Genomic DNA, 21,038 nt, shown 5'->3' with positions numbered 1-21,038 from the left:
CATCCGGTACGAACTCCCCCAGACTTTGAGAGCCTGAGGGGACCCCCAGATCCTACAAGGACTCCGGTGTCCGGTTCGCGCGCACCATGTCGACGAACAGGCCGTGCACACGGTGGTCGCCGGTCAGTTCCGGGTGGAACGACGTGGCGAGCGCGTTGCCCTGACGTACGGCGACGATGTGGCCCTCGTGCTCGGCGAGCACCTCGGCCTCGGCACCCACGGACTCGACCCAGGGGGCGCGGATGAAGACGCCCTCTACAGGATCGCCCTGGACGCCGTTGACGTCGACCGACGCCTCGAAGGACTCGTTCTGCCGTCCGAAGGCGTTGCGGCGCACGATCATGTCGATGCCGCCGATCGTCTCCTGGCCCGAGCGAGGGTCGAGGATCTTGTCGGCGAGCATGATCATGCCCGCGCAGGTGCCGTAGACGGGCATGCCGTCCCGCACGCGCGCGCGGAGGGGTTCCATCAGGCCGAAGAGGACGGCCAGCTTGGAGATGGTGGTGGACTCGCCACCGGGGATGACCAGGCCATCCACCTCGGCGAGCTCCTCGGGGCGCCGCACCGGCCTGGCCACGGCGTCAGCCGCGGCCAGAGCGATGAGGTGCTCCCGCACGTCGCCCTGGAGTGCCAGGACGCCTATGACGGGGGTGTTCATGGGTGGTGTGCCTTACCAGCCGCGGTTGGCGTAGCGCTCGGCCTCGGGGAGGGTGTCGCAGTTGATGCCGACCATGGCCTCGCCCAGGTTGCGGGACGCGTCCGCGATGATCTTGGGGTCGTCGTAGAAGGTGGTGGCCTTCACGATGGCGGCGGCGCGCTTGGCCGGGTCGCCCGACTTGAAGATGCCGGAGCCGACGAAGACGCCCTCGGCACCGAGCTGGCGCATCAGCGCGGCGTCGGCGGGGGTCGCCACACCGCCGGCGGAGAACAGCACGACCGGGAGCTTGCCCAGCTCGGCGACCTCCTTGACGATCTCGTACGGAGCGCGCAGCTCCTTGGCGGCGGCGTACAGCTCGTTGTTGTCGTAGCCGCGCAGGCGGGCGATCTCGTTCTTGATCTGGCGCAGGTGGCGGACCGCCTCGACGACGTTGCCGGTGCCGGCCTCGCCCTTGGAACGGATCATCGCGGCGCCCTCGGCGATGCGGCGCAGGGCCTCACCGAGGTTGGTGGCACCACAGACGAAGGGGGTGGTGAACGCCCACTTGTCGGAGTGGTTGACCTCGTCGGCCGGGGTGAGCACCTCGGACTCGTCGATGTAGTCGACGCCGAGGGACTGGAGGACCTGGGCCTCGACGAAGTGGCCGATGCGCGACTTGGCCATGACGGGGATCGAGACGGCGTCGATGATGCCCTCGATCATGTCCGGGTCGGACATCCTGGCCACTCCGCCGTCCTTGCGGATGTCGGCCGGGACCCGCTCCAGGGCCATGACGGCGACGGCGCCCGCGTCCTCGGCGATCTTCGCCTGCTCGGGGGTGACGACGTCCATGATCACGCCGCCCTTGAGCTGCTCGGCCATGCCGCGCTTGACGCGGGCGGTGCCGATCTCGGGGGTCTGGGCGGGGTTGGAGAGCGTGCTGGACACGGGTTGACCTCACTCGGTGAAAGAGGGTTTGTGCAGCACCGAGGAAACGTGAAGGGAGCAGGCCACAGCAAGGGCCAATGGTGAGCCGGTGGATTTTTTTCGCTCCGGCCGGCGAAGGTGCAGTCCCTCCGGCGTCCGAGAAGCCTCTGAACAGCGGGGGTCCGAGGGCCTCCGGTTCGGGACAGGTAGGGGGCGGAGGGGGCGACCAAAGCCCCGGCTCAGCTCGTCGGGCGGTCCGCCAGTGCCACCGGCGGCTCGTCGTCCATCTCGAAAGCCATCGGGAACGGCGCGTGGCCTGCGAGGCGGAACCAGCGGACCTTGCGGTGACGGCGAAGGGCCCGCGCGGCCCGTACGGCGTCATTGTGGAAGCGCCGAGCCATCGGCACCCGCCGCACCGCCTGCGCCAGCTCCCCCGCCGCCTCCTCGCCCCCGGGCGCCGCCCGTACCGCCTCGACCTGCTGCACCTCTCCGAACACGGCCCGCAACGCCTGGCTCAACTCGCTCTCGGCGACCTCCCGCTGCTCCTCCTCGGCCTGCCGGGCCGCGTGCGCCGCCTCGTACAGCACGATCGAGGCGGCCGGATCGAGGACCCCGGACGTGGCCAGCTCCTGGGCCACGGAGGCACGGCGCAGCAGCTGCGCGTCGAGGGCGGCGCGGGCGGCGTCGATGCGCGCGTGCAGCCGGTCCAGCCGCCCGGCGGTCCAGCTCAGGTAGAGGCCGATCGCGACGAGGCCGACGAGGATCCAGATGAGGGTTGCGGTCACGGGCGGCAAGGCTACCCGGGTGCGGTCACCGCTCCGCGCGGTCCCGGGCGCAGCGGACCCGCAGCGCAAGCCTCAGCGGAAGCCGCCGCGTCCGGCCGAGGAGTCCGGCGTGTTCCTGGAGGGGACGGCGACCCGGTAGCGGTTGCCGGACGGGACGCGGCAGCGGCGGGGGCGGCACAGAGATCCTCGCCCCGCCGCGGACCGGGGACGCACAGTGAACCGAGTAGGCACGGCGGACCGGCTACGCACAGCGGACCGTGTACGCACAGTGGGCGACCGCGTACGCACAGCGGATCGCCGGGTACGGCCAGCAGTCCGCCGGGTACGGCCCGTTGGAAAAGCGAACCGACCTCCCCGCGCGCGGGGAGGCAGCACGACACGCCAGCCCGACGTGTCCGGCACGTTCAGTCGCGCGCCAGCCCGAACCGCGCCCTCAGTCCGGTCCGTTCGTCGGCGGCCACCGCGGCCGCCCCGTCCGTCACCGTCTCGTACACGGACAGGATGTCCGCCCCGACCGTCGACCAGTCGAACCGCCGCACATGGCTGCTGCCGCGCTCGCGCAGTTCGGCCCGCCTCGCCGGGTCGCCGAGGAGCCGCAGCGCGGAGGCGGCGAGCGCGTCCGCGTCCTCGTTGGCGAACAGCTCGCCGGCCGCGCCCTGATCGAGGACCTGGGCGAACGCGTCGAGGTCGGAGGCGAGCACCGGCGCCCCCGCGGACATGGCTTCCACCAGGATGATGCCGAAGCTCTCGCCGCCGGTGTTGGGCGCCACGTACACATCGACGCTGCGCAGGAAGCGGGCCTTGTCCTCGTCGCTGATCATGCCGAGGAACTCGACGCGCGAGCGCATCTCGGCGGGCAGCGACTCGACCGCCTCCTCCTCGTCGCCACGCCCCGCGACCAGAAGCCTGGTCTGGGGCCGCTCGGCGAGGATCTTCGGGAGGGCCTTCATGAGGACGGGCAGGCCCTTGCGGGGCTCGTCGATGCGGCCCACGAAGCCGAGGGTGTCGCCCTGCCACTCGGCCTTGGGCTTGGCACGGGCGAAGAAGTCGACGTCGACGCCGTTCGGGATGACTACCGCGTCGCCGCCCAGGTGTTCCACCAGGGTGCGGCGCGCGTACTCGCTCACCGCGATCCGCGCGCTGATCTTCTCCAGGGCCGCCTGAAGGATCGAGTAGGCGGCCACCATCGCCCGCGAACGCGGGTTCGAGGTGTGGAAGGTGGCGACGATGGGCCCCTGCGCGGCCCAGCAGGCGAGCAGGCCGAGCGACGGCGAGGCCGGTTCGTGGATGTGGATCACGTCGAAGGTGCCGTCGTGCAGCCAGCGCCGCACCCGGGCCGCCGACAGGAAGCCGAAGTTCAGGCGCGCCACCGAGCCGTTGTAGGGCACCGGGACCGCGCGGCCCGCCGAGACGACGTACGGCGGCAGGGGTGTCTCGTCGTCCGCGGGGGCGAGGACGGACACCTCGTGTCCGAGGCGGATGAGGTGTTCGGCCAGGTCGCGGATGTGGAACTGGACGCCGCCCGGCACGTCCCAGGAGTACGGGCAGACGATGCCGATCCTCACGGGGTCCCCTTCTCGGGATCCTTCTCCGCGCTCCCGGAGCCCTTCCCGGTCCTGTCCGGATCCTTCCCCGGGTCGAGGTCCTTGAGCCACAAGCGCTGCAACATGTGCCAGTCCTCCGGATGGTCGGCGATACCCGTGGCGAAGGCGTCGGCCAGCGCCTGTGTCATGACAGACGTCTTCTCGGCCCGGGTACCTGTCTCGGGGACCTCGACGGGGGGATACACGCGGCCCTTCATCACGGGCGAGTCGTCGTACCAGAGCGTGACCGGCAGGAGCAGGGCGCCGGTCTGCTGGGCCAGCAGGGCCGGTCCCGCGGGCATCCGGGTCGCCTCGCCGAAGAACTTCACCTCGACGCCGGACGCGGACAGGTCGCGCTCGGCGACCAGGCAGATGAGTCCGCCGTCGCGCAGCCGCCGGGCCAGCATGCCGAAGGCGGTGCCGCCGCTGTGCGGCAGGACCTCCATACCGAGGCCCTCGCGGTAGGCGACGAAACGGTCGTACAGCGATTCCGGCTTGAGGCGCTCGGCGACCGTCGTGAACGGTGTGCGGAGCTTCGTGGTGACCCAGGCGCCCGCGAGGTCCCAGTTACCCATGTGCGGGAGGGCCAGGATCACGCCCTTGTCGGAGGCGAGCGCGTCGGTCAGGTAGTGGATGTCCTTCGCCTCGAAGCCCGTCTTCACGCGCTCCTCGCTCCACTCGGGCAGCCGGAAGGACTCCATCCAGTAGCGCAGGTACGAGCGCATGCCGGCCCTGGAGAGCTCGGCGAGCCGCTCCGGGGTCGCGTCGGGGACCACGCGCGCGTAGTTGCTCTCCAGCCGCTGGACGCCCTTGCCGCGCTTCTTCCAGGCGAGGTCGGCGATCGTCCGGCCCAGCCGCACGGCGACGGGCTCGGGGAGCTTCTTGACGGTGCTCCAGCCGAGCGCGTACGCCCCGTCCACGAGCCTGTCCTGGAGGCTGGTCACGACGTCGCCTCACTGTTGGGGGCCGCGGCCGCGGCGTCCGCCTCGGCGGACTCCCTGCGCACCGTCACGACGCGCTGGATGAGCGTGACGAGGCTGCCGACGGCGACGATCCACAGCGCGACGGGCAGCAGCACCTGGATGCCGGGGACCCCGAACTTGTGCAGACCCGCCAGGCCGGCCGCGACCAGTGAGATCACCAGGCGCTCGGCGCGCTCGACCAGACCGTTGACCGCGACCGGCAGGCCGATCGATTCACCACGGGCCTTGGTGTACGAGACCACCTGGCCGCTGGCCAGGCAGAAGATCGAGACGGCGCACAGCGCGTTGTTGTCGCCGTTGCCCGCGTACCAGAGCGCGAAGCCGCCGAAGATCGCGCCGTCGGCGACCCGGTCGAGCGTCGAGTCGAGGAACGCTCCCCAGCGGCTGGAGCGGCCGAGCTGGCGCGCCATGTTGCCGTCGACGAGGTCCGAGAACACGAAGAGCGTGATGACGATCGTGCCCCAGAAGAACTCTCCCCGGGGGTAGAAGACCAGCGCGCCCGCCACCACTCCGGCCGTGCCCAGGAGGGTGACCGTGTCGGGGCTTACCCCCCGGCGGATGAGAAACGCGGCGAACGGTGTGAGGACACGCGTGAAGAATGCACGCGCGTACTTGTTCAGCATGGCCTTCCCGAGGGTCGGTGTGGCCGCGCGGCCCCTGCTGGCCACCGGCTGGCCCATCGTAGTCACGCGCGCGCGTGTGCGACGGTCGGGCACCCGCACCCCGTGTCCCAGCCGCCCCGCGTCGGCGTCGGGGCGCGATCGCGTCCGCCGTATGGACGCACCGTGACGGGAGTGCAAAGCTCGAAGACACCGCGGGCGTCATCGGAGCCGCACCGCACGCGGATCCGCCTGCCCGCGCCCACAGTGACCTCACCGTGCACGGGAGGCAAGGCCATGGGCGACAAGGCGAACGCACACCCCGGAGCCGCCGGCAGGGCTACGGCGGCCGACCACCCCGCGTCCGTACGGAATGTGGTGCTGGTCGGCCACAGCGGATCGGGCAAGACGACTTTGGTGGAAGCTCTCGCACTGACAGCGGGAGCGGTGAACCGGGCGGGCCGCGTGGAGGACGGCGGCACCGTCTCCGACTACGACGAGATCGAACACCGGCAGCAGCGCTCGGTGCAGCTCTCCCTGGTACCCGTCGACTGGGACGGATACAAGATCAACATTCTGGACACCCCCGGATACGCCGACTTCGTCGGGGAACTCAGGGCCGGTCTGCGAGCGGCGGACGCGGCCCTTTTCGTCGTCTCGGCCTCGGACGGGGTGGACGGCTCGACCCGGATGGTGTGGGAGGAGTGCGCGGCCGTCGGCATGCCGCGGGCCATCGTCGTCACCCACCTCGAAGCCGCCCGGGCGGACTTCGACGAGATGACGCGGATCTGCGCGGAGGCCTTCGGCGGCGACGACCCCGACGCCGTACTGCCCCTGTACCTGCCGCTGCACGGCGAGGAGGGTCCCGACGGGCACGCGCCCGTGACGGGCCTGATCGGGCTGCTGTCGCAGCAGCTGTTCGACTACTCCTCCGGCGAGCGCAAGGAGGCGGAGCCGGGACCCGAGCAGCTGCCGCTCATCGAGGAGGCCCGCAACCGGCTGATCGAGGGGATCATCGCCGAGAGCGAGGACGAGACCCTGATGGACCGCTATCTCGGCGGAGCGGAGATCGACCTGAAGACCCTCGTCGACGACCTGGAGCGAGCCGTGGCGCGCGGGACCTTCTTCCCGGTGCTGGCCGCCGCTCCGGCCGCGGAGGGCGCCCGGCAGGGGCTGGGCACGGTCGAGCTCCTGGAGCTGATCACGGGCGGCTTCCCGACCCCGCTGGAACGCGCGGCGCCCACGGTGACCACGCCGGACGGCGCGGCGCGCGAGGTGCGGGCGTGCGACCCGGACGGGCCGCTGCTCGCGGAGGTCGTGAAGACCGCGTCCGACCCGTACGTGGGCCGGGTCTCGCTGGTACGCGTCTTCTCCGGCACCCTGCGCCCCGACGCGACGGTGCACGTCTCCGGGCACGGGCTGACCGACCGAGGCCACGAGGACCACGACGTCGACGAGCGCGTCGGCGCCCTGTCCGCGCCGTTCGGCAAGCAGCAGCGCGCCCTCACGCACTGCATCGCGGGTGACCTGGCGTGCGTGGCGAAGCTGAACCGCGCCGAGACCGGGGACACCCTCTCGGCCAAGGACGACCCGCTGCTCATGGAGCCGTGGCAGATGCCCGACCCGCTGCTGCCGCTGGCCATCCAGGCGCACAGCAAGGCCGACGAGGACAAGCTCTCGCAGGGCCTCGGCCGGCTGGTCGCCGAGGACCCCACCATGCGCCTGGAGCAGAACCAGAACACCCACCAGGTCGTCCTGTGGTGCCTGGGCGAGGCCCACGCGGACGTCGCCCTGGAACGGCTGCGCAACCGCTACGGCGTCCAGGTCGACGTGATCCCGTACAAGGTCTCCCTGCGGGAGACGTTCGCGGGCAGGTCCGCCGGGCGCGGGCGCCATGTGAAGCAGTCCGGCGGGCACGGCCAGTTCGCGATCTGCGAGATCGAGGTCGAGCCGCTGCCGAACGGGTCCGGCATCGAGTTCGTCGACAAGGTCGTCGGCGGCGCCGTACCGCGACAGTTCATCCCGTCCGTCGAGAAGGGCGTACGCGCACAGGCCGCCAAGGGCGTGGCCGCGGGCCATCCGCTCATCGACGTACGGATCACGCTGCTCGACGGCAAGGCGCACTCGGTGGACTCCTCCGACGCGGCGTTCCAGACGGCGGGCGCGCTCGCCCTGCGCGAGGCGGCCGCCGACGCCAGGATCCATCTCCTGGAGCCGGTGGCGGAGGTGACGGTGCTGGTCGGCGACGACTACGTGGGCGCCGTGATGAGCGACCTGTCGGGGCGGCGCGGCCGGGTCGTCGGCACCGAGCAGGCGGGCGGCGGGCGCACCCTCGTACGCGCCGAGGTCCCGGAGATCGAGATCGGGCGGTACGCCGTCGATCTGCGCTCCCTCTCGCACGGCACCGCGCGCTTCAGCCGCACGTACGCGCGGCACGAGCCGATGCCGCCGCAGATCGCCGAAAGGATTCGCGAACAGGCCCAGGAGGCCTGAGGGTTCGGCGCCTCACTCGTCGGCGGACGGCTTCGGTCGTCCGCCGACGAATGTCGGTCGCGGCCGATACTCTGAGAACCTGATCAAGACGATGACCTGATCAACAGGTGTGCGGGGCAGGGAAGTCGGGAAAGCCGCAGGTGCGGGAGCGGCGGCGATGGGGGCGGAAGTGGCATTCGACGGTTTCGATTTCACTCCCGGGGCGCAGGTGCCGCTCTCGGGCTCCGCGGGTCAGACGGCGGCGAGCTTCGCCCTGGCCTCGGCGGCGTACCGGGACAACGGGGTCGAGGAGATCCTCAAGGCCGACAACGAATGGCACAAGTCCACCGTCAAGGCCGGAAGGATCAAGCTGTTCGCGCCGAACCTGGGCGAGGCCTTCGCGAGAGCCGTGACGGACCGCATGCTGGGCGCGGGCCGCAAGCCGCTCATCCAGTCCTTCGGCACCGAGCCGCAGGTCGTGGTGGAGCACTGCCTGGCGGCGAACAACATCCGCAGGGAGCGGGACAACTGGCTGTCCGCCGTGATGGTCCTGTGCGGGCTGCTCTTCCTGCCCGGCCTGCTGGTCTGGCTGCTGATCTTCCAGATCCGCACGCAGATCGCCAAGCGCGAGGACAAGCGCGCCTCCGCCCTCGCGACCACGCTCCTGGTCGCCTTCGGTGCCCTCGCCGTGCTCTTCCTGATCAAGATGCCGTTCACCGGCTTCTGGGCCTGGTACGCGCGTGCGTCGATCGTGCTGCCGGTGGTCGGCTGGCTGTGGGCCAAGCAGATCTGCGAGCGCACGGCCAAGGACCTGCGCGACCGCTGGGACAGCCTGCTGTCCGGTGGCGGCATCGGCGCCAAGATCCCCGAGGCCGTGCCGGGCAGTCCCGGTGAGACGGCGGCGGAGCGGCTGCGGCAGGCCCTCGCCCGGCTCACCGCGGAGCAGCAGTCCAACTCGGTCTTCTACGCCGGCCCCAAGGGCATACTCGGCATGGGCACCCGGTGGGGCAGCTGGCAGCTCGCCGAGGACCTGATCCCGCGCGACGCGGACAAGGAGATCCACCCGTTCCGCAGCTGGGACGTCATTCGGTCCATCCACGACCAGCTGCGGATGCTGGAGCGCGGTCCGCTCAACACCGGTGGTTTCCCGGCCCCTTCGATAAAGCACTGGGTCGTCACGCCGATCGGCGAGAACGCGAAGGCGGTGTCCCGGCCGGAGGGCACGGACGTGGACGCGTACACGGTCAAGACCCATGCGATACAGGACATCTGCAACAAGCAGCAGTTCGGCAGCGGGGACCGTCACTATCTGGGGGTCCAATGGACGCTCTGGGACGGCCAGTTGATCATCACCATGCTGATCACCGTGACCGTGCTGCACGAGACGCTGCGCATCGAGGTCACCGGGCACGCGCTGGGGCCGGTGAACCCGCTGTTCACGACGAAGCCGGAGGCGCCGACCAAGGAGGTCGCGAAGGCGGTCAAGTTCTGGGAGACCCGCAAGGTGAGCCTGCCGCTGGTCACCACGGACGAGGTCGTACGGCTCGCCGCGCGCGCTCCCTTCACCCGTTACCCGCCGCTGCTCAACTGGCTGGGCGGGACCCTGACGCTGCCCGAGCCCTTCGGGCTGCGGCACGCCTGGGCCGACAAGCCGTGGCGGCACCGGTTCATGGCGGACGACGCGCTGCGGGCCGCGACGCCCGTGCTGCGCGTGGTGCACGCGGCGGCGATCAGGGTGCTGAAGGAGAACGGGGTCGACACCGAGAAGTTCGGCAACCGCTCGGCCTTCCTCAGCACGGCCGTCCAGGACCCGATGCCGCGGAAGGCGGACCTCTACGACGCGTAGCGCCTGCGAGGGCGGGTCGACCGCGCGGTCGACCCGCCCTCGCGGCGGCGCTAGGCGGCCGTCGGCCAGGCCTCGGCCAGCATCTTGCGGGTGTCCCCCAGGAGCTGGGGCAGGACCTTGGTGTGGCCGACGACCGGCATGAAGTTCGTGTCGCCGCCCCAGCGGGGGACGATGTGCTGGTGCAGATGGGCGGCGATGCCGGCGCCCGCCACCGTGCCCTGGTTCATGCCGATGTTGAAGCCGTGCGCGCCCGAGGCGGTGCGCAGCGCGGTCATGGCCTGCTTGGTCAGCTCGGCGAGCTCGGCGGTCTCCGGGTCCGTGAGGTCCGTGTAGTCGGCGACGTGCCGGTAGGGCACGACCATGAGGTGTCCGCCGTTGTACGGGTAGAGGTTGAGCACGGCGTACACCTGCTCGCCGCGCCTCACGATCAGCCCGTCCTCGTCGGACTTGGCCGGGATCGAGCAGAAGGGACAGCCGTCGTCGGCCCCCGGGCCGGTGGGCTTGTTCTCGCCCTGGATGTAGGCCATCCGGTGGGGCGTCCACAAGCGCTGGAACGCGTCCTGCGTTCCCACTCCGATCTGCTGCTCGGGCTCACTCGTCATGATGTGCAGCATATTGCTTCGCCCGTTCGCGGCGTGTCGGCGGGTGCCCTCCCCAAGGGCCTGCGGCCAAGCTGGGGCGATGGACGACGACAGCCCCCAGGCCCGCTGGGAGCGGCGCACCGAGGTACCGCTCACCCTCGCGTCGCTGCTCTTCCTCACCGCGTACGCGGTCGAGGTGCTGGCCCACGGTCTGACCGCCGTCGGGCGGTACATCTGCCTCGTGGTGCTGCTGGCCGCCTGGGCGGTGTTCGCCGTCGACTACGGGATGCGCTGGCGGCTGAGCGGACAGGGCCGACGCTTCGTACGGTCGCACTGGGTGGACACGCTGGTGCTGCTCCTGCCCCTGCTGCGCCCGCTGCGCATCGTCAAGTTCTACGAGTCCGTGCAGCGCCGGCACGGGCAGCCTCGCCTCGCCCTGCAGGCGCGGGTGATCTTCTACGCCGGTCTGTCGACGCTGCTGCTCGGCTTCTCCGGCGCCCTCGCCGTCTACCAGCAGGAGCACGGGGCACCGAGCGCGACGATCCGTACCTTCGGGGACGCGGTCTGGTGGACCTGCGCCACGCTCTCGACGGTGGGATACGGGGATGTCGCCCCGGTGACGCCCTGGGGGCGCACGATCGCGGTGGGGCTGATGGCATGCGGGCTGGCGCTGCTGGGCGCGGTGACGGGGTCGTTCTCGTCGTGGTTGTTGCAGGTGTTCGCGCGTGAAGGCGACGCGAAGCCCCCGGGGAGCTGAGCTTCCCGGGGGTTTTCACACGCCGGTCAGACCTGCGCCCGCTCCTCGACGATCTTCACGATCTTGGCGATCGCCTCGTCGACCGGGATGCCGTTCTCCTGCGAGCCGTCGCGGTAGCGGAAGGAGACGGCACCGGCCGTCATGTCCTCGTCGCCCGCGATGACCATGAAGGGCACCTTCTGCTTCTGGGCGTTGCGGATCTTCTTCTGCATCCGGTCCGAGGACGCGTCGACCTCGACGCGCAGACCGGCCGCCTTCGCCTTCTTGGCGAACTCCGCGAGGTAGGGCACGTGCGCGTCGCCGATCGGGATGCCGATGGCCTGCACGGGCGCCAGCCACGCCGGGAACGCGCCCGCGTAGTGCTCGAGGAGCACGGCGAAGAACCGCTCGATCGAGCCGAACAGCGCACGGTGGATCATGACCGGCTGCTGCTTGGAGCCGTCCGCGGCCGTGTACTCCAGGTTGAACCGCTTGGGCTGCTGGAAGTCGACCTGGATGGTGGACATCTGCCAGGAGCGGCCGATGGCGTCCTTGGCCTGGACGGAGATCTTCGGACCGTAGTACGCGGCGCCGCCCGGGTCGGGGACCAGCGGCAGGCCCTGCTTCTCGGCCGCCTGGCGCAGCGCGTCGGTGGCCTCCTCCCACTCCGCGTCCTCACCGATGAACTTCGGGGAGTCGTCGCGGGTGGACAGCTCCAGCTCGAAGTCGTTCAGGCCGTAGTCGCGCAGCAGGTCCAGGACGAAGGTGAGCAGCGAGTCCAGCTCGCTCGCCATCTGGTCTTTGGTGCAGTAGATGTGCGAGTCGTCCTGTGTGAAGCCGCGGGCGCGGGTCAGGCCGTGCACGACGCCCGACTTCTCGTAGCGGTACACCGTGCCGAACTCGAAGAGCCGCAGGGGCAGTTCGCGGTAGGAGCGGCCGCGTGCCTTGAAGATCAGGTTGTGCATGGGGCAGTTCATCGCCTTGAGGCGGTAGTTCTGCCCGTCGAACTCCAGCGGCGGGAACATCGCGTCGGCGTAGTTCGGGAGGTGCCCGGACGTCACGAAGAGCTGTTCCTTCGAGATGTGCGGGGTATTGACGAACTCGTAGGCCGCGTCCTCGTGGCGCTTGCGCGAGTAGGTCTCCATCTCGCGGCGGACGATGCCGCCCTTGGGGTGGAAGACCGCGAGACCGGAGCCCAGCTCCTCCGGGATGGAGAAGAGGTCCAGCTCGGCGCCGAGCTTGCGGTGGTCGCGCTTCTCGGCCTCGACGAGGAAGTCCAGGTACGCCTTCAGCTCGTCCTTGGACGGCCAGGCGGTGCCGTAGATGCGCTGGAGCTGCGGGTTCTTCTCACTGCCGCGCCAGTAGGCGGCGGCCGAGCGCATCAGCTTGAACGCCGGGATGTTCCGGGTGGTGGGCAGGTGGGGACCGCGGCAGAGGTCCTTCCAGCACAGCTCGCCGGTCTTGGCGTCGAGGTTGTCGTAGATCGTCAGCTCGCCGCCGCCGACCTCGGCGTCGGCGCCCTCGGCGGCCTGCGCGGCGTTGCCCTTGAGGCCGATGAGCTCCAGCTTGTAGGGCTCGTCGGCCAGCTCGACCCGGGCGTCCTCGTCCGTGGTGATCCGGCGCGCGAACTTCTGTCCGCGCTTCTGGATCTCCTGCATCTTCTTCTCGATGCGCTTGATGTCCTCGGGCGTGAACGGCTCGGCCACATCGAAGTCGTAGTAGAAGCCGTCCTTGACCGGCGGGCCGATGCCCAGCTTGGCCTCGGGGAAGAGCTCCTGCACGGCCTGGGCCATGACGTGCGCGGTGGAGTGGCGCAGGATGCCCAGACCGTCCTCGGAGGAGATCTCGACGGGCTCGACCTCCTCGCCGTCCTTCACCTGGTACGCGAGGTCCTTGAGCTCGCCGCCCACGCGGGCCGCGACGATGGTGCGCTGGTCGGCGAAGAGGTCGGCGGCCGTTGTGCCCGTCGTCACCACGCGCTCTTCCCGCTCGGAATCGCGTTGGATGATCACACGGACGTCTGACACCGGACTCTCCTGCCTGAAGGGGACGTGCGCGTCTTCGTCTCACGCACGCAATAGAAGGGATCGTACCGAGCCCGGGGTCCCCTCCGCGAAACGGTTCCGGTCACCGACCCGGAATCCGTCAGTCCCCGCTGCACGCCTCCTCGAAGAAGTCCAGGTTCTCCTGGAGGGACTTCATCAGCCGGTCCCGCTCGGCCTCGTCCACCTGCACGGGTACGACCCCGGAGGCGTCCGTGAGCCTGCGGAAGCCGCCGCGGCTCTCCAGCCGCCCGTGCACCCGAACCGGCAGCCCGACCAGATGGGCATGGCCCGCTATCCGGTACGCCTCCTCGTCGAGGGTCATCCGGACGTGCGGGACCTCGGCGCCCGCGATGACCCGCAGCCGTACAGTGCCTTCGCCGCGCGGCCCCGACCTGCGCAGCCGGACCACGGCGCCGGTGAGACGCACCGGCACGGAGGGCTCCTCGCGCAGATAGCGGGCCCCGGCCTCGCGCAGCACGGGCAGGTCACCGGGCGAGAACTCGACGGGCTCGGCGGGTGTCGCGCCGCCTTCGGGGACGCCGGCGGCGGGCGCCCACTCGACGGCGATCCGGGCGCCCTCGGTGCCGCGGACCAGAGCCACCAGGGCTTCCATGAGCTCGTGACTGACGCCCGCCTCGACGGCCGCGTCGAAGGCGTCCATACCGCCGGTGGCCCGCTGGTAGTCGATGGCCTCGCGGGCGGCGTACAGGGCCTGGTGCAGTCGTACCGCGAGCGGCCGTCCGGTGGCGACGGGCACGAAGGCGGTCAGCCGGCGTCCGCCAGGTTCGGCACCGACCAGGACGTTCTCCAGGGAGGCGGTGGCGGACCTGCGGTGCCGGGCGCCGTAGTAGCCCGCACGCGCGCGCGTGGCCAGCGCGCCCGCGAGCAGCATCTGGCGGGCGGCGCCGCGCAGCTGCTCCTCGACGGTCCAGGGCGCGGCGCCCACCGGCCCGGTCGGGACGTCCCGCCACCAGCGGATCTCGTCGCTGGGCACGGCGAGCGCGACCAGTACGTCGCGCGCGGAGGGCGAGCCGCTGCGGGAGAGCGCGACGAGCGCCTCGCCGAGCAGGTCGTCGCTGTCGGGAAAGGCCCGGCTCTCCGGCACCAGCAGGCTGGTGCCGCCGCCACCGGGCCCGGGTGGGGTCCACCGGCCGTACCGTCCCGGCGCGCCGCCGCGGCGCTGCCAGCCGTGCCGGTGCAGCAGGGCGCTGAGCACGGCGGGGTCGACCTGGCCGGGCTCGGGCGGCTCGTTCCACAAAGCGTCGGCCGGGTGTGGTCTGACCGGCCGGAGGGCTTCGTCCATCGGGCGGTGCGTCATGGTCTGCCTCCCGTCCCGACCCGCGTCATGATCTCGCAGAGTGCCCGGTCGTCGAAGATCCGGGCCGTCGGTATGCGGACGGTGGTCCTGCGCCGGCCGGTGATGGCGTGTCCGGCGAGGTTGGTCCAGTAGCAGCAGTGCCGCAGGTCGAGGCGGTCGTGGCTGGCGCGCAGCCAGTCGTCCTGGGACCGGGGCACGAGCATCACGACCAGGATCTTGTGCACCGAGACCGGGGTGCGGGCGAGCTTCGCCAGGTGCTCGTTGTCGAGCGTGAAGGAGAAGGCGGGCCCGGGCGGGTTCGGCGGGATCTGGTACGTGCACTTGAGCTGCACCTTGATGGTGACTTCGTCGTCGACCGTGTGCCCGGGGGCGCTGTGGCTGACGTGCCAGTCGATGCCGTTGTCGGGAAAGGGCTGGGACAGCGAGCAGCCCGCGGCGGCCGCGACGGCGTGGAGATAGCCCACCTGGAGCGTCTCCATGCATGCCGTGGTGGCGAGTGTGCCGCGATGAGGTGCCGTCCGCTGGGGCAGCAGCCCACCCCGTTCGGGCTGCGCGAGTGCCATGAGTCCAACAGCCTTCCAAGCCAAGTGAATCCCCGCGACGGGTCGCTGAACTGCAAAGACCCGTACCCCTGTTGTCTCCTCCCTGCGTACGGCGCAAACAGCCCGGGTATCACCAAACGGGCAGAAGACGGTGCGTCAGCTGCCGTGGGTGAACGAGGAGTTGTGTACGTATGACGTGCTGGTACGAAGGCCCTTTGGCCGCGTTCGACACGGAGACCACGGGCGTGGACGTCGAGACCGACCGGATCGTGTCGGCCGCCGTCGTCGTCCAGGACGCCCCGGGTTCCCGTCCGCGGGTGACCCGATGGCTGGTGAACCCGGGAGTGCCGGTGCCCGCGGGGGCGACGGCGGTGCACGGGCTCACGGAGGAACATCTGCAGCGCAACGGCCGCTGGCCGTCGCCGGTGATGGAGGAGATAGCCCGGGAGCTGGGCGAACACGCCGCGGCGGGCCGCCCGCTCGTGGTGATGAACGCGCCCTTCGATCTGACGCTCCTGGACCGGGAGTTGCGACGCCATCGCGCTTCCTCGCTCGACCGGTGGTTCGAGTCGACGCCGTTGCGCGTGCTCGATCCACGGGTCCTGGACAAGCATCTGGACCGCTACCGCAAGGGCCGCCGCACCCTCACCGATCTGTGCGCGCACTACGACGTGGTGCTGGAGGGCGCGCACGACGCCGCGGCCGACGCGCTGGCCGCGATGGAGGTCGTACGGGCGGTGGGACGCCGTTTCGCGACCCGGCTGGAGCGGCTCTCGCCTGCCGAGTTGCACACGCTCCAGGCGGTGTGGCACGCGGCACAGGCACGCGGCCTGCAGGCGTGGTTCGCCCGCAGCGGCTCGGAGGAGGCGGTGGATCCGGCGTGGCCGCTGCGTCCGGAGCTGCCGGCGGCGGCCTGAGCACGCCCCCGCCTGCGGCCGCGTACACAGAAAAACCGGTCCGTCTGTGACGGACCGGCCTTCTCCGGGTGGGCGATACTGGGTTCGAACCAGTGACCTCTTCGGTGTGAACGAAGCGCTCTCCCACTGAGCTAATCGCCCGGGAACGGACTGAACAATACAGGTCCCGGCGGGTGTGGTTCAAACCGCTTCGAGGTAAGCCGCCAGTCCGCGCTGTCCCGCGCGCATCATCAGCGCGTGGTTGGCGCGGAAGACCGGTCGTCCCGGGACCGCGAGCCGCCGCAGCAGGGGCTTGGTCACCTTCACCTCCTGGTCGTACCGGGCCCGGGTGAGGGGCCCGTCGGAGGTGAGGGTCCAGCGCGCCCAGCCGTCCATGTCGCCGCTCATCGCGATCTCCAGCACCCCGGCCGCCCGGTCGCGGCGCACTTCGCGCGCGGTGAAGGTCATGTCGTACGGCAGCACCGAGCGGACGCGGATGAGGCCGCTCGTGTCGTCGATCGGGTTCACCTCGCGGACCTGCGGCCACCAGCGGGGGTAGTTCTCGGCCTGTTCCAGGGCGACGTACACGTCGGCCGGCGGCGCCGGAAGGGACCACAGGCTGCGGAAGCGGTAGTGACTCCAGTCCATGCACCCAGTGTGGGGGCCGAGTGCCGGGGCTGCGCCTACCCCGTCCGCCGCAGATCTGAGTACGCGGTGAGTACGCGCACTCATGCCGGCGAACGTGACCGGGACCACACTCCGAGGCATGACCCACATTCCGCCCCCGGCCGAGGAGTTGCGGATCCTCGACACCGAGCTGCGGCAACTCGACGCGCGCCGGACCGTGTTGCTGGCCCGCCGCGCCTGGCTGGTCGCCGCCCTGCGGCCGGCGGCCCCCGTGCCGCACGCGCCCCGGGCCACCCCGGCCGCCCCCGCTCGCCGGCCCGAGACCACGGCGCCCGGCGTCCAGAACGTGCTCCTTCTGCTCGGCGGCATCCTGCTGACCGTGGCCGCCGTCGCGTTCACGGTCGTCAGCTGGGGCCATCTGGGCATCGCCGGACGGGCACTGGTCCTCGGCGCGGTGACGTGGGCCGCGCTCGGCGCGCCGGTGCTCCTCATCCGGCGCGGGCTGCGCTCGACCGCCGAGTCGGTGGCGGGACTGGGCCTCGCCCTGACCGTGCTCGATGTGTACGCGCTGTACGAGGTGGCGCTGCCAAACAGCGACGGCCTCGGGTACGCGGCGATGGCGTCGGCCGCGCTGGCCGGCGTGTGGGCTGCTTACGGGCTCGCGCTGGGCGGGCTCCTCGGCCCCGCCACCACCACTGGCCTGCGGCTGCCCCTGCCCGCCGCCGTGGCCGCGGCCCAGCTCCCGCTGCTCCTCTGGGCGGCGGCGGCCGGCGCCGGCGCCCCCACCATCACGGCCGCGCTGCTGGTGACGGCCGCGTTCGACACGGCCCTCGCGCTCCGGCTCCCCGTGAAGTCCGTACGTGTGGTCGCCGCCGTCGGCGCGTACGGCATGGGCGGCTGGGGCTCCTTTGCCGCCGGTTGGCTGTCCTGGACCGCCTCCGGCCCGAGCGCCTCCGGCCCGAGCGCCGCCGCCCGTGCGGCGGCGCTCCTCCTCCTCGCCGCCGCGATCGGCTTCGCCGCGGCCGGCCGCACCCACGTCCTGAAGCCGCACCTCGCCACCGGCTTGGCGCTGGCGGGCGGTCTGCTGACGGTCGCCGGACTCGGCGGCATCCTGCGCTCGTCGCTGCCCGACGACTGGACGGTTCCGGGCTGTCTGGTGTGCGGTGTCGCCCTGTTGGGCGTCCTGCGGACGGGGTTCCCCGAGCCGCTGCGGCGCGGGCTCGCCTGGGCCTCCGGCTCCGTTCAGGCCATCGCGGTGGTGTGGACGCTGCCTGCCGTCGGCGTCGCCCTGCTGGGGCCGGTCGGCTGGACGGAGAAGGTCTGGTCCGGTGCCCCGGCGACCGCACGGGACGCGGTGACGATCGACGTGCCCTGGCCCCCGCACTCGGCGACGGCACCGTTCGTCCTGCTGCTCGTCGCCGGGGTCCTGGTGGTCGCGGTCCGCGGCGCGGAATGGCGTCCGCAGGCCCTGACCGGCGCACTGGCGCTGACCTGGGCCACGGCGCTCGTCCTCCCGGCGGCTCTCGAACTTCCCTACTGGGTGGGGCTGTTGGTGCAGGGGCTCACGACGGTGGCCGCCCTGGCGTGCGCACTCCCGTCACTCCCCCGGACGCCCCCGCTCCTGCTGGCCCTGCTCACCTCCGTCGGCCTCGCGTTCCTCTCGCTGACATCCGAAGGTGCGACCCTCACCGTCCTGGCCGCGCTGGCCCTCCTGTTCGCGGCCGCCGCCCGGCGGCCGGGCCTCGGCGCGGTCGCGGCGCCCGCCTCCCTCGCGTACGCCACGGCCCTGGCCTGCGCCGTGGGAGCGTCCCTCGGCTGGCCGCCGCAGCAGACCGCGCTGCTCGTCCTGGTGGTGCCGGTCGGCGCGGCCCTCCTCGCGGCGCGCCTGAGCGACGCGTCCGTCACGGTGCCGGTGGAGGCGACGGGAGCCGTCGCCGGTCTGCTCGCCATCGGGCTCACGGTCGCCGATCCGCCGATGCTGGCCCTGGTCCTGTCCCTCTGTGGAGTGATCGCCGCGGGCACGGCCGTACGGGAGGACCGGCGGTCCATCGGCTACGCGGCCGCGGCCCTGTTCGTGCTGGCCGCCTGGGTCCGGCTGGCGGCCTGGGGGGCTGGATCGCCCGAGGCGTACACCCTTCCGGTGACCGTCCCGGCGCTGGTCGTGGGCGCGGTCAGGCGCCGCAAGGACCCGCGGGCGTCCTCCTGGACGGCGTACGGCCCGGGGCTGGTCGTCACGCTCGTGCCGAGTCTGTTCGCGGCGTGGGGCGACACGCACTGGCTGCGCCCGCTGCTGCTCGGCGCGGCGGCGCTCCTGGTCACCCTGGTGGGCGCCCGGCACCGGCTCCGGGCGCCGCTCGTGCTGGGCGGCACGGTGCTCGCGCTGGACGCGCTGCACGAACTCGCCCCCTACCTCGTCCAGGTGGTCGACGCGCTCCCTCGCTGGGTGCCTCCCGCACTCGCCGGACTGGTGCTGCTCGCCGTGGGTGCGACGTACGAACAGCGGATCCGCGACGCGCGGCGGGTGCGGGAGGTGCTGGGGAGGATGGACTAGTCCGCCCTCGACCTCCCTATACCAAGGACACTTGTCGCCCAGGGCACCTTGTCGCCGAGCAGCACCAGGTTCTCGACGGCGGCGAGGCCGTACAGCGGTGTGAGGTACTGGCCGGTCTGCTCGCCGTCCGTCGTCGGGATCGGCGCGAGGCCGTAGCTTTTGTCGCCCTCCGCCGCGTAACGGACGGTGAAGTGGTCCCAGGAGAACTCAAAGGCGGCGTGCCCCGGCGAGAGGGAGGACTTGGGCTTGTCCTGCTCGACCCGATCGGGGTCGGTGATGACGCCCGCCTTGACGCGGTTGCAGCCGTCCGTCCACCGCTCCGTCAGATCGGCCTCGTCGAACCCCGGTCCGTCCTCGGTGAAGAACGCCTTGCCGTTCTGCCGGACGAGAGGTCGTACAGGTACATGATGCTGAAGTAGCCGGTGTCGCCTGCCACCTGCTGGGTGGCGTGGATCTTCTTGAGCGCGGCGAAATACTCGTCCCGGGTCCAGCCCTGCTTCGGCTTGACGCCCGCCTTCTCAAACACCCTCTCGTCAATGACAAGTGACATGGTGTTGGATCCGACCGGAATGTCGAGCTGCTTTCCGTCGACCTGTCCGACCTTCTCGACTCACGAGCGGAAGTTGCCCAGGATCAGATTCCCGCGTCTATCTGAGACTTGAGGGTCGGCAGTACGCCCCTCTTGTCGTACTTCCGAAGAAATCCGAAGGCGTTCTGGAATACATCCGGCGGATTTCCGCCGCCGGCCTGCGTCTGGAACTTCCCCCAAAAGGCTACGTAATCCCGGAAGTCCGTCTTCCCCTTGGCCTTCGGGTACCTCTTCCGACCGTCCCGTCTCCGGCGCCACCACTCCCGCCGCCCGCCCCCAGCGTGGCCGGCGAAGCTCCGGCCGCCTTGAGGACCGTTCCGCCTCTCGGCACTCCTGTTGTTCCCCACAGCACAGCCGGAGGCTCCCCGCCGCATCGTCACTCACCGCATGAATCGTTTCAAGTAAGCGCTTGCTGACGCGGGGCATGGAGGGCTTTCGGGCGCGTCAATGATTCGGCCAGGAATTGATCTGACGCGCCTTGCCTGAGTGGTGGCGTGCCCGGGGGTGCGGTTCGCGTGCGCGGGCGAGAGTGTGCAGGTCGCGTGCGCGCGGTCGATCTGCCGAACGTGATGTGGCCGGTCGAGCGAGTCGGGGGCCGGGCTGAAAATGACCGCGGTTCGGGGGGCCGACGGAGGCGCGGCAGGGGTGGGGAGAAGGGGCGGGAACGGAGGGTGACGGGTGGGAGGTTGGGTGGGGTGGGTGGGTGTGGGTGCGCGGACCCCGGCAGTCGACGGAGGCGGTGGTGCCCGCCTCGGCGGTCGACGGAGGCGGTGGTGCCCGCCTCGGCAGTCGACGGAGGCGGTGGTGCCCGCCTCGGCAGCAGGCCGGGGAGGCCATGTCCGCCGAGGAGGCCATGCCCGCCGCGGCAGCAGGCCGCGCACGTGACACCCCCCGACAGCACGCCGAGGAGGTCGCGTCCGCCCCGGCGGCAGGCCGAGGAGGTAGTGCCGCATCGGACCTGGCAGAGGCCTTGGGCACGGCTCGGCGTCTCACCCTCCGCCGACGCGCGCCCGCGACCGGCAGCCGGAGGCCCGGGGGGCCGGGGAGGCATGGGGGCCGGGGAGGCCAGGGAGGCCGGCAGGCCGGCAGGCCGGGGATGCCGGGAGGCCGGGAGGCTGGGGGCCCACGACGTATTCCGACCAGCGTGACCTGCGGTGTGCCCACCCGGGCGCCACCGTCGGCCGCCAGCGCCGCCCGGCGCCACCGTCGGCCGCCAGCGCCGCCCGGCGCCACCGTCGGCCGCCAGCGCCCCCCGCGCCGCCATCGCCGCCCGCGCCGGGCGGCGGCCTCACTCTCCGGAGCCGCCCCCGGGCTACGGGGC

At 71.5% G+C, this 21,038-nt stretch carries 16 protein-coding genes, 1 tRNA gene and 1 pseudogene; 5 read left to right on the top strand and 13 right to left on the bottom strand.

The genetic code is table 11. The features are described from left to right. Window positions 1-52: 52 nt before the first annotated feature. The 6 genes from pdxT to pgsA all read right to left on the bottom strand — a co-directional run bounded on the left by pdxT (window position 53) and on the right by pgsA (window position 5,595). The gene (gene pdxT / locus ACFVXA_RS38310; RefSeq protein ID WP_383746217.1) at window positions 53-658 is read right to left on the bottom strand and encodes a pyridoxal 5'-phosphate synthase glutaminase subunit PdxT; all 606 of its coding nucleotides are present in this window, start codon (window positions 656-658) and stop codon (window positions 53-55) included. A gap of 12 nt (window positions 659-670) precedes the next feature. Further along, window positions 671-1,585 (bottom strand): pyridoxal 5'-phosphate synthase lyase subunit PdxS, encoded by a 915-nt coding sequence (gene pdxS, locus ACFVXA_RS38305; protein ID WP_383746215.1) that lies wholly within the window; start codon window positions 1,583-1,585, stop codon window positions 671-673. Between the two features lie 218 nt (window positions 1,586-1,803). Further along, window positions 1,804-2,349 carry a hypothetical protein gene (locus tag ACFVXA_RS38300; protein ID WP_362020998.1) on the bottom strand — a complete coding sequence of 182 codons (546 nt, stop codon included), beginning with the start codon at window positions 2,347-2,349 and terminating at the stop codon, window positions 1,804-1,806. A gap of 404 nt (window positions 2,350-2,753) precedes the next feature. Continuing rightward, complete coding sequence (locus ACFVXA_RS38295; protein WP_383907345.1) at window positions 2,754-3,914, bottom strand: glycosyltransferase family 4 protein; 1,161 nt, start codon at window positions 3,912-3,914, stop codon at window positions 2,754-2,756. After that, a complete protein-coding gene (locus ACFVXA_RS38290) occupies window positions 3,911-4,876 on the bottom strand; it encodes a phosphatidylinositol mannoside acyltransferase (RefSeq protein WP_390028561.1) in 966 nt (321 codons plus the stop codon). Before ACFVXA_RS38290 ends, ACFVXA_RS38295 begins: the two co-directional genes overlap by 4 nt. Beyond that, window positions 4,873-5,595 carry a phosphatidylinositol phosphate synthase gene (gene pgsA, locus ACFVXA_RS38285; RefSeq protein WP_383746253.1) on the bottom strand — a complete coding sequence of 241 codons (723 nt, stop codon included), beginning with the start codon at window positions 5,593-5,595 and terminating at the stop codon, window positions 4,873-4,875. The genes ACFVXA_RS38290 and pgsA overlap by 4 nt, the downstream gene beginning before the upstream one ends. A gap of 216 nt (window positions 5,596-5,811) precedes the next feature. Between pgsA and ACFVXA_RS38280 the strand changes: the two genes are divergently transcribed. Together ACFVXA_RS38280 and ACFVXA_RS38275 are read left to right on the top strand one after the other, a co-directional pair. Further along, window positions 5,812-8,007 (top strand): elongation factor G-like protein EF-G2, encoded by a 2,196-nt coding sequence (locus tag ACFVXA_RS38280; protein ID WP_390028560.1) that lies wholly within the window; start codon window positions 5,812-5,814, stop codon window positions 8,005-8,007. 157 nt (window positions 8,008-8,164) lie between these two features. Then, complete coding sequence (locus ACFVXA_RS38275) at window positions 8,165-9,832, top strand: hypothetical protein (RefSeq protein ID WP_362020990.1); 1,668 nt, start codon at window positions 8,165-8,167, stop codon at window positions 9,830-9,832. A gap of 50 nt (window positions 9,833-9,882) precedes the next feature. On the opposite strand, the gene ACFVXA_RS38270 is transcribed toward ACFVXA_RS38275, so the two are convergent. Then, complete coding sequence (locus tag ACFVXA_RS38270; RefSeq protein ID WP_362020987.1) at window positions 9,883-10,446, bottom strand: HIT domain-containing protein; 564 nt, start codon at window positions 10,444-10,446, stop codon at window positions 9,883-9,885. Window positions 10,447-10,513: 67 nt separating this feature from the next. On the opposite strand from ACFVXA_RS38270, the gene ACFVXA_RS38265 reads away from it, so the two are divergent. Further along, entirely contained in the window at window positions 10,514-11,170 is a 657-nt protein-coding gene (locus ACFVXA_RS38265; RefSeq protein WP_383746208.1) for an ion channel, read from the top strand. Window positions 11,171-11,196: 26 nt separating this feature from the next. On the opposite strand, the gene thrS is transcribed toward ACFVXA_RS38265, so the two are convergent. The 3 genes from thrS to ACFVXA_RS38250 all read right to left on the bottom strand — a co-directional run bounded on the left by thrS (window position 11,197) and on the right by ACFVXA_RS38250 (window position 15,075). Beyond that, window positions 11,197-13,161: a threonine--tRNA ligase gene (thrS, locus tag ACFVXA_RS38260; RefSeq protein ID WP_362021137.1), complete on the bottom strand. Its 1,965-nt coding sequence runs from the start codon at window positions 13,159-13,161 to the stop codon at window positions 11,197-11,199. Window positions 13,162-13,294: 133 nt separating this feature from the next. Beyond that, on the bottom strand, window positions 13,295-14,512 hold the full coding sequence (locus tag ACFVXA_RS38255) for a hypothetical protein (RefSeq protein WP_390028559.1): 1,218 nt from the start codon (window positions 14,510-14,512) through the stop codon (window positions 13,295-13,297). Beyond that, on the bottom strand, window positions 14,509-15,075 hold the full coding sequence (locus tag ACFVXA_RS38250; protein ID WP_362020980.1) for a DUF4365 domain-containing protein: 567 nt from the start codon (window positions 15,073-15,075) through the stop codon (window positions 14,509-14,511). Before ACFVXA_RS38250 ends, ACFVXA_RS38255 begins: the two co-directional genes overlap by 4 nt. A 170-nt stretch (window positions 15,076-15,245) precedes the next feature. Between ACFVXA_RS38250 and ACFVXA_RS38245 the strand changes: the two genes are divergently transcribed. Beyond that, window positions 15,246-15,971: a 3'-5' exonuclease gene (locus ACFVXA_RS38245; RefSeq protein ID WP_362020978.1), complete on the top strand. Its 726-nt coding sequence runs from the start codon at window positions 15,246-15,248 to the stop codon at window positions 15,969-15,971. A 69-nt stretch (window positions 15,972-16,040) separates the two neighbouring features. On the opposite strand, the gene ACFVXA_RS38240 is transcribed toward ACFVXA_RS38245, so the two are convergent. Further along, a tRNA-Val gene (locus ACFVXA_RS38240) sits at window positions 16,041-16,112 on the bottom strand. A gap of 39 nt (window positions 16,113-16,151) precedes the next feature. Continuing rightward, window positions 16,152-16,598 (bottom strand): SRPBCC family protein, encoded by a 447-nt coding sequence (locus ACFVXA_RS38235; protein ID WP_362020976.1) that lies wholly within the window; start codon window positions 16,596-16,598, stop codon window positions 16,152-16,154. Between the two features lie 118 nt (window positions 16,599-16,716). Between ACFVXA_RS38235 and ACFVXA_RS38230 the strand changes: the two genes are divergently transcribed. Continuing rightward, complete coding sequence (locus tag ACFVXA_RS38230) at window positions 16,717-19,128, top strand: SCO7613 C-terminal domain-containing membrane protein (protein ID WP_390028558.1); 2,412 nt, start codon at window positions 16,717-16,719, stop codon at window positions 19,126-19,128. A gap of 92 nt (window positions 19,129-19,220) precedes the next feature. Here the strand turns inward: ACFVXA_RS38230 and ACFVXA_RS38225 are convergent. Further along, window positions 19,221-19,997 (bottom strand): annotated as a pseudogene (locus ACFVXA_RS38225) (ABC transporter substrate-binding protein); the annotation flags it as partial. Window positions 19,998-21,038 lie beyond the last annotated feature (1,041 nt).

It is taken from the genome of Streptomyces sp. NPDC058246 (assembly GCF_042881985.1).
Classification (GTDB): Bacteria; Actinomycetota; Actinomycetes; order Streptomycetales; family Streptomycetaceae; genus Streptomyces.
This window is presented reverse-complemented; position numbering and strand designations above follow the sequence as displayed.

Excerpts from the sequence above, each read along its gene's own strand:
- pdxT (WP_383746217.1), bottom strand. The coding sequence starts at position 658 with ATGAACACCCCCGTCATAGGCGTCCTGGCACTCCAGGGCGACGTGCGG.
- pgsA (WP_383746253.1), bottom strand. The coding sequence starts at position 5,595 with ATGGGCCAGCCGGTGGCCAGCAGGGGCCGCGCGGCCACACCGACCCTC.
- ACFVXA_RS38280 (WP_390028560.1), top strand. The coding sequence starts at position 5,812 with ATGGGCGACAAGGCGAACGCACACCCCGGAGCCGCCGGCAGGGCTACG.
- ACFVXA_RS38275 (WP_362020990.1), top strand. The coding sequence starts at position 8,165 with ATGGGGGCGGAAGTGGCATTCGACGGTTTCGATTTCACTCCCGGGGCG.
- ACFVXA_RS38270 (WP_362020987.1), bottom strand. The coding sequence starts at position 10,446 with ATGCTGCACATCATGACGAGTGAGCCCGAGCAGCAGATCGGAGTGGGA.
- ACFVXA_RS38265 (WP_383746208.1), top strand. The coding sequence starts at position 10,514 with ATGGACGACGACAGCCCCCAGGCCCGCTGGGAGCGGCGCACCGAGGTA.
- ACFVXA_RS38255 (WP_390028559.1), bottom strand. The coding sequence starts at position 14,512 with ATGACGCACCGCCCGATGGACGAAGCCCTCCGGCCGGTCAGACCACAC.
- ACFVXA_RS38250 (WP_362020980.1), bottom strand. The coding sequence starts at position 15,075 with ATGGCACTCGCGCAGCCCGAACGGGGTGGGCTGCTGCCCCAGCGGACG.
- ACFVXA_RS38245 (WP_362020978.1), top strand. The coding sequence starts at position 15,246 with ATGACGTGCTGGTACGAAGGCCCTTTGGCCGCGTTCGACACGGAGACC.
- ACFVXA_RS38235 (WP_362020976.1), bottom strand. The coding sequence starts at position 16,598 with ATGGACTGGAGTCACTACCGCTTCCGCAGCCTGTGGTCCCTTCCGGCG.
- ACFVXA_RS38230 (WP_390028558.1), top strand. The coding sequence starts at position 16,717 with ATGACCCACATTCCGCCCCCGGCCGAGGAGTTGCGGATCCTCGACACC.